12 protein-coding genes are annotated in these 13,723 nt (G+C 62.6%); 9 read left to right on the forward strand and 3 right to left on the reverse strand.

Translation table 11 applies throughout. The annotated features are described in order from the left end of the window. Positions 1-34: 34 nt before the first annotated feature. From hyi to GEV38_RS19160, 5 genes are all read left to right on the forward strand, one after another. Positions 35-817 carry a hydroxypyruvate isomerase gene (hyi, locus tag GEV38_RS19140; protein ID WP_003259508.1) on the forward strand — a complete coding sequence of 261 codons (783 nt, stop codon included), beginning with the start codon at positions 35-37 and terminating at the stop codon, positions 815-817. Positions 818-891: 74 nt separating this feature from the next. Beyond that, entirely contained in the window at positions 892-1,785 is an 894-nt protein-coding gene (locus GEV38_RS19145; RefSeq protein WP_003259509.1) for a 2-hydroxy-3-oxopropionate reductase, read from the forward strand. 258 nt (positions 1,786-2,043) lie between these two features. Further along, positions 2,044-3,318: a glycerate kinase gene (locus tag GEV38_RS19150; RefSeq protein WP_054573080.1), complete on the forward strand. Its 1,275-nt coding sequence runs from the start codon at positions 2,044-2,046 to the stop codon at positions 3,316-3,318. Next, on the forward strand, positions 3,315-4,730 hold the full coding sequence (gene pyk, locus GEV38_RS19155; RefSeq protein WP_013973542.1) for a pyruvate kinase: 1,416 nt from the start codon (positions 3,315-3,317) through the stop codon (positions 4,728-4,730). Before GEV38_RS19150 ends, pyk begins: the two co-directional genes overlap by 4 nt. Positions 4,731-4,942: 212 nt before the next feature. Beyond that, positions 4,943-5,818 (forward strand): urea transporter, encoded by an 876-nt coding sequence (locus GEV38_RS19160; protein ID WP_054573079.1) that lies wholly within the window; start codon positions 4,943-4,945, stop codon positions 5,816-5,818. 7 nt (positions 5,819-5,825) lie between these two features. On the opposite strand, the gene GEV38_RS19165 is transcribed toward GEV38_RS19160, so the two are convergent. Continuing rightward, positions 5,826-6,653, reverse strand: coding sequence for an RHS repeat-associated core domain-containing protein (locus GEV38_RS19165; protein ID WP_054573078.1), 828 nt, complete (start codon positions 6,651-6,653; stop codon positions 5,826-5,828). 158 nt (positions 6,654-6,811) lie between these two features. On the opposite strand from GEV38_RS19165, the gene GEV38_RS19170 reads away from it, so the two are divergent. Both GEV38_RS19170 and GEV38_RS19175 read left to right on the forward strand, forming a co-directional pair. Continuing rightward, positions 6,812-7,633: an ion transporter gene (locus GEV38_RS19170; protein ID WP_054573077.1), complete on the forward strand. Its 822-nt coding sequence runs from the start codon at positions 6,812-6,814 to the stop codon at positions 7,631-7,633. Positions 7,634-7,849: 216 nt separating this feature from the next. Beyond that, the gene (locus tag GEV38_RS19175; RefSeq protein WP_015271174.1) at positions 7,850-8,851 is read left to right on the forward strand and encodes a sulfate ABC transporter substrate-binding protein; all 1,002 of its coding nucleotides are present in this window, start codon (positions 7,850-7,852) and stop codon (positions 8,849-8,851) included. Between the two features lie 124 nt (positions 8,852-8,975). Here GEV38_RS19175 and GEV38_RS19180 read toward each other — a convergent pair whose 3' ends face one another. Then, a complete protein-coding gene (locus GEV38_RS19180; protein WP_043936224.1) occupies positions 8,976-9,902 on the reverse strand; it encodes a class I SAM-dependent methyltransferase in 927 nt (308 codons plus the stop codon). A gap of 246 nt (positions 9,903-10,148) precedes the next feature. Beyond that, entirely contained in the window at positions 10,149-11,048 is a 900-nt protein-coding gene (locus GEV38_RS19185; protein ID WP_054573076.1) for a DMT family transporter, read from the reverse strand. Positions 11,049-11,182: 134 nt separating this feature from the next. Here GEV38_RS19185 and GEV38_RS19190 point away from each other — a divergent pair, with 134 nt between their 5' ends. Continuing rightward, positions 11,183-11,620 (forward strand): Lrp/AsnC family transcriptional regulator, encoded by a 438-nt coding sequence (locus GEV38_RS19190; protein ID WP_003260363.1) that lies wholly within the window; start codon positions 11,183-11,185, stop codon positions 11,618-11,620. Between the two features lie 555 nt (positions 11,621-12,175). After that, positions 12,176-13,708 (forward strand): NCS1 family nucleobase:cation symporter-1, encoded by a 1,533-nt coding sequence (locus tag GEV38_RS19195; RefSeq protein WP_039614451.1) that lies wholly within the window; start codon positions 12,176-12,178, stop codon positions 13,706-13,708. Positions 13,709-13,723: the final 15 nt, after the last annotated feature.

Here is a 13,723-nt window from a genome sequence, read left to right on the forward strand (position 1 = left end):
GGCGCCGGGGGCCTTCATCGCTAGGAGACACAACATGCCTCGCTTCGCTGCCAACCTGTCCATGCTGTTCACCGAACAGGACTTCCTGGCCCGCTTCAAGGCTGCCGCCGATGCTGGTTTCAGCGGCGTAGAGTACCTCTTCCCGTACGATTTCAGCGCTGCCGAGATCAAGCAGCAGCTGGACGCCAACGGTCTGACCCAGGTGCTGTTCAACCTGCCGGCGGGCGATTGGGCCAAGGGTGAGCGCGGTATCACCTGCCACCCTGACCGCGTCGAGGAGTTCCGCGCCGGTGTCGACAAGGCCATCGAGTACGCCAAGGTGCTGGGCAACACCCAGGTCAATGCCCTGGCCGGCATTCGCCCACAAGGCCCGGACTGCGCCACCGTGCGCAAGACCTTCGTGGAAAACCTGCGCTACGCCGCCGACAAGCTGAAAGCCGCTGGGATCCGCCTGGTCATGGAAATGATCAACACCCGCGACATCCCTGGCTTCTACCTGAACACCACCAAACAGGCCCTGGAAATCCAGGCCGAGGTTGGCAGCGACAACCTGTTCCTGCAGTACGACATCTACCACATGCAGATCATGGAAGGTGACCTGGCTCGCACCATGGAAGCCAACCTGAAACTGATCAACCACATCCAGTTGGCCGACAACCCCGGCCGCAACGAGCCAGGCACCGGCGAGATCAACTACCGCTTCCTGTTCGAACACCTGGACCGCATCGGCTACCAGGGCTGGGTGGGCGCGGAGTACAAGCCACTGACCACCACCGAAGCGGGCCTGGGCTGGCTGAAGACCCATAACGCTATTTAAGGACCACACGCTCCTACACGGGGCCGCGTTGTCTGCTCCATCGAGATTCAACAAATACAACGAGGTAATCTCTCATGGCTAAAATCGGTTTCATCGGCACCGGCATCATGGGCAAGCCCATGGCTCAGAACCTGCAGAAAGCAGGTCACAGCATCTTCATTTCCACCCACCACGACGCTGCCCCGGCCGACCTGATCGCCGCCGGTGCCGTGGCCCTGGCCAACCCGAAGGAAGTTGCCCAGGAAGCCGAGTTCATCATCGTCATGGTCCCCGACACCCCGCAGGTCGAGAGCGTCCTGTTCGGTGACAACGGCGTGGCCGAAGGCGTGGGCCCGAACAAGGTCGTGATCGACATGAGCTCGATCTCCCCTACCGCTACCAAAGCCTTCGCCGAGAAGATCAAGGCTACCGGCGCTGCCTACCTGGATGCCCCGGTGTCCGGCGGCGAAGTCGGTGCCAAGGCCGCGACCCTGAGCATCATGGTCGGTGGCTGCCCGAAAGCCTTCGAGCGCACCCTGCCGCTGTTCGAAGCCATGGGCAAGAACATCACCCGCGTCGGTGGCAATGGCGACGGCCAGACCGCCAAGGTGGCCAACCAGATCATCGTTGCCCTGAACATCCAGGCCGTTGCCGAAGCCCTGCTGTTCGCCGCCAAGAATGGTGCCGACCCGGCCAAGGTACGTGAAGCCCTGATGGGCGGCTTCGCCTCGTCGAAGATCCTCGAAGTGCACGCCGAGCGCATGATCAAGGGCACCTTCGACCCAGGTTTCCGCATCAACCTGCACCAGAAGGACCTGAACCTGGCCCTGCAAGGCGCCAAGGAACTGGGCATCAACCTGCCCAACACCTCCAATGCACAGCAAGTGTTCAACACCTGCCAGGCCCTGGGCGGCGGCAACTGGGACCACTCGGCGCTGATCAAAGGCCTGGAGCACATGGCCAACTTCTCGATCCGCGACGACAAATGATCTAGATCCGGGGGCTGCTGCGCAGCCCTTTCGCGACGCAAGGCCGCTCCTACAACGGATCGCGGTCCCCTGTAGGAGCGGCCTTGTGTCGCGAAAGGGGCGCAAAGCGCCCCCAAAATCTCAGATCCAACACCTTTGAACCTGCGACCACAGCTTCAAGGGTGGCACCGAGCAACACCCGCCCCTGGTTCGGCCTGCACGGAGGCAGTTCCAGGGGCGTTTTTGATTCTGCAGAACAACAATAATTGGGAGCCTGCCATGTCGGTCGATCCGCAAAAACTTCTCCGCGAGCTGTTCGACACAGCCATCGCCGCCGCCCACCCCCGTCAAGTCCTCGAACCCTACCTGCCCGCCGACCGCAGCGGCCGGGTCATCGTCATCGGTGCCGGCAAGGCCGCAGCCGCCATGGCCGAAGTGGTCGAGAAGTGCTGGCAGGGCGAAGTCTCCGGGCTTGTTGTCACACGGTACGGTCACGGTGCCAACTGCCAGAAGATCGAGGTGGTCGAAGCCGCCCACCCGGTCCCCGATGCCGCCGGCCTGGCCGTGGCAAAACGCGTGCTGGAACTGGTCAGCAACCTCAGTGAAGACGACCGCGTCATCTTCCTGCTGTCCGGCGGTGGCTCAGCACTGCTGGCCCTGCCCGCCGAAGGCCTGACCCTGGCCGACAAGCAGCAGATCAACAAGGCACTGCTGAAATCCGGCGCCACCATCGGCGAGATGAACTGCGTGCGCAAGCACCTCTCGGCGATCAAGGGCGGCCGCCTGGCCAAGGCCTGCTGGCCGGCCACGGTGTACACCTATGCCATTTCCGATGTCCCGGGCGACCTCGCCACGGTGATCGCCTCCGGCCCTACCGTGGCCGACCCGAGCACCTCGGCCGATGCCCTGGCCATCCTCAAGCGCTACAACATCGAAGCGCCCAAGGCCGTTATCGACTGGCTCAACAACCCCGCCTCGGAAACCGTCAAGGCCGACGACCCGACCCTGGCCCGCAGCCACTTCCAGCTGATCGCCAAGCCCCAGCAGTCGCTCGAAGCCGCCGCGGTCAAAGCCCGCCAGGCCGGGTTCAGCCCGCTGATCCTCGGCGACCTGGAAGGCGAATCACGCGAAGTGGCCAAGGTGCACGCCGGTATCGCCCGGCAGATCGTCCAGCACGGCCAGCCGCTCAAGGCACCCTGCGTGATCCTGTCCGGCGGCGAAACCACCGTGACCGTGCGCGGCAATGGCCGTGGCGGGCGCAATGCCGAGTTCCTGCTCAGCCTCACCGAAAGCCTGAAAGGCCTGCCGGGCGTGTACGCCCTGGCCGGTGACACCGACGGTATCGATGGCTCGGAAGAAAACGCCGGCGCCTTCATGACCCCGGCCAGCTACGCCCGCGCCGAAGCCTTGGGCCTGTCGGCCAGCGACGAGCTGGACAACAACAACGGCTACGGCTATTTCGCCGCCCTGGATGCGCTGATCGTCACCGAGCCGACCCGCACCAACGTCAACGACTTCCGCGCCATCCTGATCCTCGAGACTGCCCAATCATGACGCCTGATAAAAAAGTAAAGATCCTCGCCACCCTCGGCCCTGCGATCAAAGGCATCGACGACATCCGCCAACTGGTAGAAGCCGGGGTGAACATCTTCCGCCTCAACTTCAGCCACGGCGAGCATGCCGACCACGCCCTGCGCTACCAGTGGATCCGCGAAGTCGAGCAGCAACTGAACTACCCACTGGGTATCCTCATGGACCTGCAAGGGCCGAAGCTGCGCGTCGGCCGCTTTGCCGACGGCAAGGTGCAGCTGCAACGCGGCCAGGCCCTGCGCCTGGACCTGGACAACACCCCGGGCGACAGCCGCCGGGTCAACCTGCCGCACCCCGAGATCATCGCCGCCCTCGAGCCGGGCATGGACCTGCTGCTGGACGACGGCAAGCTGCGCCTGCGCGTCACCGCCAAGCACAGCGACGCCATCGACACCGAAGTGCTGGCCGGTGGAGAGCTGTCCGATCGCAAGGGTGTCAACGTGCCGCAAGCGGTGCTCGACCTCTCCCCGCTCACCGAGAAAGACCGCCGCGACCTGGCCTTCGGCCTGGAGCTGGGCGTGGACTGGGTGGCCCTGTCGTTCGTACAGCGCCCCGAAGACATCACCGAAGCACGCCAGCTGATCGGTGACCGTGCCTACCTGATGGCGAAGATCGAAAAGCCATCGGCAGTCGAACAGCTGCAAGCCATCGCGGAGCTTGCGGATGCGATCATGGTGGCCCGTGGCGACCTGGGCGTGGAAGTGCCGGCCGAAAGCGTGCCGCAAATCCAGAAACGCATCATCGGCACCTGCCGCCAACTGGGCAAACCGGTGGTGGTGGCCACCCAGATGCTCGAATCCATGCGCTTCTCGCCAGCGCCGACCCGCGCCGAAGTCACCGACGTGGCCAACGCCGTGGCCGAAGGTGCCGATGCGGTGATGCTGTCGGCCGAGACTGCCTCGGGTGAGTACCCGCTGGAAGCCGTGCAGATGATGAGCAAGATCATCCGCCAGGTGGAGAACGGCCCGGACTACCAGGCCCAGCTCGACGTTGGCCGGCCGAAGGCCGAGGCCACCGTATCGGACGCCATCAGCTGCGCCATCCGCCGTATCAGCGGCATTCTGCCGGTGGCGGTGCTGGTCAACTACAGCGAGTCGGGCGCCTCGACCCTGCGCGCGGCACGCGAGCGGCCACGGGCACCGATCCTGAACCTCACCCCGAACCTGGCCACCGCGCGTCGCCTGAGCGTGGCGTGGGGCGTGCACTCGGTAGTCAACGACCGCCTGCGCCAGGTGGACGAGGTTGTATCCACCGCACTGGAGATTGCCCAGGCACAAGGCATGGCCAGCCGTGGCGACACGCTGCTGATCACCGCCGGTGTGCCTTTCGGCAAACCAGGGTCGACTAACACGCTGCGGATCGAGACCTTGATCTGAGATTTCGGGGGCGCCTTGCGCCCCATTCGCAGCGCAAGGCTGCTCCTACAAAGGGACCGCGAAAACCTCCCGCTGCGCGGTCCCTTTGTAGGAGCAGCCTTGTGCTGCGAATGGAGGGCAAAGCCCTCCTCGTACACAGAAACACCACAACTGCGGAAAACCCAAGGCCCAAAGAGGCCCACCGCGCCCCATCAACCTCACTGACTGCCCCGATGTACACCAAAAATTTCGTCAACCCGTGCCCCGACTGGGCCACGGCGTTACTCAACGGCTTCAGCCAGGTGCTGCTGCTGCGCAACCCCCTGTGCGGCCTGTGCTGCCTGCTGGCCATCCTGCTGACCGCCCCCGGCCTGGTCGGTGGCGCCCTGCTCGGCGCCCTGGCCGGCCTGCTCACCGCCCAGGCTCGTGGCTACGACCGTGCCGACCGCCAGGCAGGCCTGTACAGCTACAACGGCGTACTGATCGGCATCCTGATCAGCGCCGTGCTGCCCTGGTCGGTCATCCTGCCGCCACTGATCATCGCCGCTGGCGGCCTGTCCAGCATCATCACCCACCAGTGGCGCAAGCGCGGCGGCAAGCTGCTGATCGCCTACACCGCACCCTTCGTCCTGCTTGGCTGGGCCGTATTGCTGATCGCCAGCCCCTCGCCCAGCGGCTTCGTCGAAGCCGACCCGCTGTACGCGTTGGCGCGCGGCGTGGGCCAGATCTTCCTGCTCGACCAGCCGCTGGCCGGTCTGCTGATCGTCATCGGCATATTCATCGCAAACCCTTATGCCGCAATGTGGGCGGTGATCGGCTCGGCCATCGGCGGCGGCGTGGCACTGTTCGCCGACCAGGCGCAAGCCGCCTGGCTGGGCCTGTATGGCTTCAACGCTGCACTGGCAGCACTGGCGTTCAGCAGGCAAGAAGAGCGGCCGTGGGTAACAGTGTTGGCGATCGTGATGGCAATCGCTGTGCAAAGGACTACCGCGAGCCTGGATCTGCCTCTGCTGACAGCCCCTTTCGTCGTCGCCTGCTGGATCCTTGGCGTCGCCCTGGCTCGGTTGAAACGACATCAATCGCATCAAGACCTGACGCAACGTAGCTGAAGATTACTTAGCTCTCCTGCGAACCTCTGGTCCGCGCCACTTCAGCGACCGGATCTGTGGCGTAAAAGTTGCTGCGCCGATGCAGGCAGGGATTGGCCATTCCCCCGGGTTGGGCGCTCGCTGCTCCTGGGAACAGGGCGTCGACGTAGGTGTCAACGTCGAACCGGGTTAATGTAAAACCAGCCCTAGTGAGCCCGTCGACTGCTTCCTGGGGAACAGTCGACTGCGGAATATACAACTCGCCAGACCGATAAAAAGACTCGGAGCTCATGTAGGACTCGAACGCCGAACGCTCGGTGCGTCGTGCTCCGAGGATCTTCTTACCTGCCCCCATGAACTCGAAGTGTTCAAAATTGCCGTCCTTCAGCCGATACACGGAACGTCGCTGCTTGAGACTCTCGAGTCGACCCAGCGGTTTAAGATAGCCCCGTAGCTGCGGCTTCGGCAGGTCGAACTTAATCAACAGTTTGGTAAGGCCAGTCCTGGCACGGCCAGAAGGGTCGTGAAAATTAACGGGATCGCCAGAACAGTACACATAGCCATTGATTCCGCCCGCAGCGAATGGGCTCAGGCTGTCAGGGCTCAGGAACCGCATGATGGCCGGGATATACAACCTGAGCCCGTTGCCCAGGAAGTAACCCTGTACTACTGGGTCGAACCACTGCCCCACGAACCGCAGTGCGCCGACAGCCTGCTGCGAGGAAAGCTGTCCATAGGGCAGAAAAGACCATTCCCCTTGGCGCGAGCCTCGCTCGGCGACGATACTACCAACCTCATCAACCTGCAGCAGAGTTGTCTTGCCCGGACTCAGCAGCGAAAGCGGGACATCGGACATAGTGTTCGCTCCATACTCGATCGATTTTGCGCCCAATGATGCCCACTGGCGTAACTGAGGAAAACTATCAGTTCTATCAGGTCTGCCATGTGCCCCCACTCCCGTTACTTACCAAGACCCTCTAGGCTTGGCATTTTTTACCCGCGGAACCCGAGCCCATGTCCACCCCACAATCCCTGCGTGAACGCCTCTACATAATGGTCTTCCAGACCGACACCGTAGCCGGCCGGCGCTTCGACAAGATCCTCCTGCTGATCATCCTGGCCAGCCTGGTTACCGTCATCCTCGACAGCATCGACGAAGTGCACCAGGGTTACGCCGGCCTGCTGGCGGGTGTCGAGTGGGGCTTTACCGCGATCTTCCTGGCCGAGTACCTCACCCGCCTGTACTGCTCGCCCAAGCCTTTGCGCTACGCATTCAGCTTTTATGGCCTGGTCGATCTGCTGGCGATCGTGCCGGGGATCATCGCGCTGTACTACAGCGACGCCCAGTACCTGCTGATCATCCGCGTGATACGGATGCTGCGGATCTTCCGTGTGCTCAAGCTCAGCCCGTACCTCAAGCAGGCCCATTACCTGATGGAGGCGCTGCGCGGCAGCAAGCAGAAGATCATCGTGTTCCTGGTGACGGTATCGACCCTGGTGACGGTGTTCGGCACCTTGATGTATGTGATCGAAGGGCCTGAGCATGGCTTTACCAGCATTCCCAAGGGTATCTACTGGGCCATCGTTACCCTGACCACGGTAGGCTTTGGCGACATCGTGCCGAAGACCCCGCTGGGGCAGGTGCTGTCGTCGCTGGTGATGATTACCGGTTATTCGATCATCGCCGTACCGACCGGGATCTTTACCGCCGAGCTGGCCAATGCCATGCGCGGGGAGCAGCTGCAGCATGATTGCCCGACTTGCAGCAAGAAAAGCCATGAGCATGGCGCGGCGTTCTGTTCGCGGTGCGGGAATGTGCTGTTTCCCAAACAATGATTCCGCCTGTTCCGGCCCTGTCGCCGGCAAGCCCGCCCGCACAGGATCACCACAGGCCCGAACCCTGCGCTGTCTCTGTAGGAGCGGGTTTACCCGCGAAAGGGCCGGCACAGGCAGAAGCATAACCAAAGTGTTTTTTGTTCTTTAACCCCCACAAACCCACCCGCTATAGTCGCAGGCAAACTGCCAACACCTTCTCGATAACAAGGAAGCAACGTGAAAAAACTCTTCACCGCCTCGCTGCTCGCCGCAGGCCTTGCCCTGGGCAATTTCGCCCAGGCTGCCCCCACCCTGCTCAACGTTTCCTACGACGTGATGCGCGACTTCTACAAGGACTACAACCCGGCCTTCCAGAAGCACTGGGAAGCCGAGCACAACGAGAAGGTCAACGTGCAGATGTCCTTCGGCGGCTCGAGCAAGCAGGCGCGAGCGGTGATCGATGGCCTGCCGGCCGATGTCATCACCATGAACATGGCCACCGACATCAATGCCCTGGCCGACAACGGCAAGCTGGTGCCGGACAACTGGGTAACCCGCCTGCCGAACAACAGCGCGCCGTTCACCTCGGCCACTGTGTTCATCGTGCGCAAGGGTAACCCCAAGGCGCTGAAAGACTGGCCCGACCTGCTCAAGGATGGCGTACAGGTGATCGTACCCAACCCCAAGACCTCGGGTAACGGCCGCTACACCTACCTGTCGGCCTGGGGCTATGTGCTCAAGCAAGGCGGTGATGAAAACAAGGCCAAGGACTTTGTCGGCAAGCTGTTCAAGCAGGCGCCGGTATTGGACACCGGTGGCCGCGCCGCCACCACCACCTTCATGACCAACCAGATCGGCGACGTGCTGGTGACCTTCGAGAACGAAGCCGAGATGATCGCCCGCGAGTTCGGCCGCGACCAGTTCGAAGTGGTCTACCCGAGCGTGTCGGCCGAAGCCGAGCCGCCGGTCAGCGTGGTCGACAAGGTGGTGGCGAAGAAAGGCACCCAGGCAGCGGCCGAGGAATACCTGAAGTACCTGTGGTCGCCAGCCGCACAGGAAATCGCCGCACAGAACTACCTGCGCCCGCGTGATGCGACGGTACTGGCCAAGTACACCGACCGCTTCCCGAAAGTGGACTTCCTGTCGGTGGAGAAGACCTTTGGTGACTGGCGCACCGTGCAGAAGACCCACTTCAATGATGGTGGGGTGTTTGACCAGATCTACACCAACAATCAGTAATTGATGCATGCAGGTCCGGCCCTATCGCCGGCAAGCCAGCTCCCACAGGGACTCCACAGTACTCAAGACCTGTGCAGTACCTGTGGGAGCTGGCTTGCCGGCGATAGGGCCGGTACAGGCAACATCAGACCTGGCGGAATACCAGAGCCTTCAAGCCCCCCGCCGGGTCCACGTCAGGAAACTCCGGCGGGTTCTCCAGCCGCTCGACAAATGCCAGCGACGGCGCCTGCTCCGCCATCCCCTCGATCAGAAACTCTGGCCCGATGCCCGGGTCGTTCACGCATGCCAGCACCGTCCCGCCCTCGCTCAACAACTCCGGCAAGCGCCGCAGAATCTTCGCGTAATCCTGGGTCAGCACAAAACTGCCGCGCTGGAAGGTCGGTGGGTCGATGATGATCAGGTCGTAAGGCCCGTACTTGCGCACCTTGCCCCACGACTTGAACAGCTCGTGCCCCAGGTAGGCCACCCGCGACGCATCGTGGCCATTGAGGCGGTGGTTGTCGCGGCCCCGGGACAACGCCGACTTGGCCATGTCCAGGTTAACCACCTGCTGGGCGCCACCGGCAATCGCCGCCACCGAGAAACCGCAGGTGTAGGCAAACAGGTTCAGCACGCGCTTGCCCGCCGCCTGCTCGCGAACCCAGCGCCGACCATAGCGCATGTCGAGGAACAGGCCATTGTTCTGCCGCACGCCCAGGTCCAGCAGGTAGGCCAGCCCATCCTCGACCACCTCGCGCTGCTGGCACGGTTCGCCCAGCAGCCACTGGCCCGGGCTGTCGGGCAGGTAGCGATGCTGGAGAAGGATGGCTTGACCAGTCCACTGTGGACGCTCGGCGAGCGTGAGCAGCATGGATTCCAGTTCGGCTAGCTGGCCGTCAGGCGGCTCACGGAACAGGGCGACCGACAGCACGCCTTGCAGCCAGTCCACGGTGACCTGCTCCAGGCCCGCCCAGCAGCGGCCGCGGCCGTGGAACAGGCGGCGGGTTTCCTGCGGGGCAGGGTCGAGGGCGGCGAGCAGGTGTTGCTCCAGAGTCTGGATCGGCGAAGTCATCATGGGTCGCAAGCTGGCAAAAGCGGCATTCTACCTCCAGAGGGCGCTTCGCGCCCTATCGCCGGCAAGCCAGCTCCCACAGGTCCTGCGCAAGCTTTGAGAACTGTGCATTACCTGGGAGCAACTTGTACTGCCTGTACTGGCCTCATCGCCGACAAGCCAGGCTCCTATAGGTACTGCGCATGGCTTGAGCCCGATGCGGTCGAAGTGGGAGCTGGCTTGCCGGCGATAGGCCGCAAAGCGGCCTCAATGGCCCTTGACCGCTATCGTCCTGGGCCGGAACCACCACCCCTGCTGCATCCCCGCCGCCGCCAGCAGGATCAACGCCACCCCCAGCCACTGCAACGGTGCCAGCCGGTGCCCGAACGCCACCCAGTCCACCAGAATCGCCGCAATCGGGTAGATGAACGACAGCGCCCCGGTCAACGCCGTGGGCAAGCGCTGGATGGCGCTGTACAGCAACACATACATCAAGCCGGTGTGCACCATGCCCAAGGTCACCAGGCTGGCCAGCGCCGGCACTTCACCCGGCAACCCGCCAAGCTTGACCCACGGCGCCAGCAACAGCGCACCCGTGGCCACCTGGATCAGCGCGATCAGGTGCGGTGGCGTGCCACTCAGGCGTTTGATGATCAACGCCGCGATGGCATACAGGAAGGCCGCCCCCAGCGCCAGCGCAATGCCCAGCAAATAGTCCTCGCCGCCACCCTGCCCCGCGCCATGGGCACTGACGATGGCCAGCATGCCGAGGAACGCCACGCTCAGCCAGGTGACCTTGGCCAGGGTGATCTTCTCGCCCAGGAACACCGCCGCCAGCCCCACCAGCATGAACGGCTGCACGTTGTACACCGCCGTGCCGATGGCAATCGATGCCCGCGAGTAGGAGGCGAACAGCAACACCCAGTTGCCGACAATGGCCACACCGCTGGCAATCGCCAACAGGAACGCCGTACGGCTTATCGCGCCAGGCCGCAGAAAGCCGAACCCCGCGCAAATCGCCAGCAAGGTCACGGCACCGAACACGCAACGCCAGAACACCACCTCCAGCACCGGCTGGCCAGATACCAGCACGAACCAGCCGATGGTCCCGGAAATCAGCATGGCGGCAACCATTTCCAGCGAGCCACGACGCAATGAACTGTCCATCTCAAACCTCCTGTTGACGATGGCAACAGTATGCAAAGGTTGTCGGCGAGCCTTCCAGCGCATAACGAAGGAAGATTGGCCAGTTTGCCTTTACTATCAAGGCAAATAACGCGAATAACCTGATTGAGGTGACCATGACCGATGCCATCGACCAACTGCTGATCAACGCGCTGATGGAAGACTCGCGCCGCTCGCTCAAGGCCCTGGCGCAGATCAGCGGGCTGTCTTCACCCAGCGTCAGCGAACGCCTGCGTCGCCTGGAGGAACGCGGCGTGTTGCGCGGTTACACCGTAGAGGTCGACCCACGCGCCTTTGGCTACCAACTGCAGGCCATCGTACGCATCCGCCCGCTACCCGGGAAGCTGCAGGAGGTGGAACGGCAGATCATCGCCATTCCCGAATTCACCGAGTGCGACAAGGTAATTGGCGAAGACTGCTTCATTGCCCGCCTGCATGTTCGCTCGATGGAGCAACTGGACACCCTGCTCGACCGCCTCTATACGGTGGCCGAAACCAATACGGCGATCATCAAGAAGACACCGGTCAAGCGGCGGTTGCCGCCGATGGATTGAATCTGCCTGTGCGGGCCTCTTCGCGGGTAAACCCGCTCCCACAGGATTTCGACCGACCTGAATGCTACGGGGTACTTGTGTGCGGGTTTACCCGCGAAGAGGCCAGCACAGGAAAAAGTTGACCAATTTTTGTACACAAGAATGTCACCTTAAGTGCCGTTTTTGTGTGCACTTTTCAAGATTGCGCCCCAATAGGTTACACACTTCCCACAAATTATTCTGACCAAACGATCAACAAAATTACCTTCGGGAAATTTAAATCTGTTCATTTGGTCAACTTATACTCTCTTCATTTCATGAACTTACAACTCAACAAGGTAAGTTCAAAATGATGGCCAACTGAAGTTTGCTTTTTCCTTGGCATGGAACTCGCTTTTGTGTGTTCGTGTTTTGTATACAAACCAAGCAAAACATAAATACACAAGAACCCGCGACGCCGACTCAACATCGGCCGCCGCGCCCCAAACCCTGAGATGCCAACGCTGCACCGACGAGATGGCGAGCCCGTGCGCATGCCCGCTCATCGCAGTCCACGTGCATCAGGAGCCCGCCGGAATGAGTACCAGCTTCGACCTTGCCCCTGAACTATCCGTCGCCAGCACCCACCCCGCGTCCACTCTCGCCGGCAGCCAGCCGGAACTCGCCCTGAGCCCGCGCCTGCATAACCGCGACCTCGCGCCGACGCGCATCGAAGGTCGCCGCTGGGGCGGCTACAGCATCTTTGCGCTGTGGACCAATGATGTGCACAACATCGCCAACTACTCGTTCGCCATGGGCTTGTTCGCCCTCGGCCTGGGTGGCTGGCAGATCCTGCTGTCGCTGGCCATCGGCGCGGCGCTGGTGTACTTCTTCATGAACCTGTCCGGCTACATGGGGCAGAAGACCGGCGTACCATTCCCGGTCATCAGCCGCATCGCCTTCGGCATCCATGGTGCGCAGATTCCGGCGTTGATTCGTGCGGTCATCGCCATCGCCTGGTTCGGCATCCAGACCTACCTGGCTTCGGTGGTGCTGCGCGTGCTGCTCACCGCTGTATGGCCGCAAATGGCAGCCTACGACCACGACAGCATCCTCGGCCTGTCGAGCCTGGGCTGGGTGTGTTTCGTGTCGATATGGCTGGTGCAGCTGGTGATCCTGGCCTATGGCATGGAGATGGTGCGCCGCTACGAGGCCTTTGCCGGCCCGGTGATCCTGCTGACCGTCGCCGCCCTGGCGGTGTTCATGTACTTCAAGGCCGACGCCCGCATCGCCTGGTCGGTTGCCGAACCGCTGACCGGCTATGAGATGTGGCGCAACATATTTGCCGGCGGCGCGCTGTGGCTGGCGATCTACGGCACCCTGGTGCTGAACTTCTGTGACTTCGCCCGCTCCTCGCCATGCCGCAAGACCATCCGCGTCGGCAACTTCTGGGGCCTGCCGGTGAACATCCTGGTGTTCGCCGTGATCACCGTGGTGCTGTGCGGCGCGCAGTTCCAGATCAACGGCCAGATCATCGACAGCCCGACCCAGATCGTCGCGGCCATCCCAAGTACAGCGTTCCTGGTACTGGGCTGCCTGGCCTTCCTGATCGTGACGGTGGCGGTGAACATCATGGCCAACTTCGTCGCCCCGGCCTTCGTCCTCAGCAACCTGGCACCGCGTCACCTGAACTTCCGCCGCGCCGGGCTGATCAGCGCCACCCTGGCGGTGCTGATCCTGCCGTGGAACCTGTACAACAGCCCACTGGTGATCGTGTATTTCCTGTCCGGCCTGGGTGCCCTGCTCGGCCCGCTGTACGGGGTGATCATGTCCGACTACTGGTTGCTGCGCAAAGGCTGCATCAACGTGCCGCAGCTGTACAGCGAAGACCCGGCTGGCGCCTACCACTACACCAAGGGCATCAACCTGCGCGCCGTGGCCGCCTTCGTGCCGGCCGCCCTGCTGGCCATCGTCCTGGCCCTGGTGCCCAACTTCCATGGCGTGGCGCCATTCTCCTGGCTGATCGGTGCCGGCATCGCCGCCGCACTTTACCTGCTGATCGCCCCACGCAAACACCAATACCAGGACGTCAGCGGCGAATGCATCGCCGTGGACCACAGCAGCCATTGACCAGGGAGGACTACC

The sequence above is a fragment of the Pseudomonas sp. 13159349 genome, from assembly GCF_013305685.1.
GTDB lineage: Bacteria > Pseudomonadota > Gammaproteobacteria > Pseudomonadales > Pseudomonadaceae > Aquipseudomonas > Aquipseudomonas asiatica.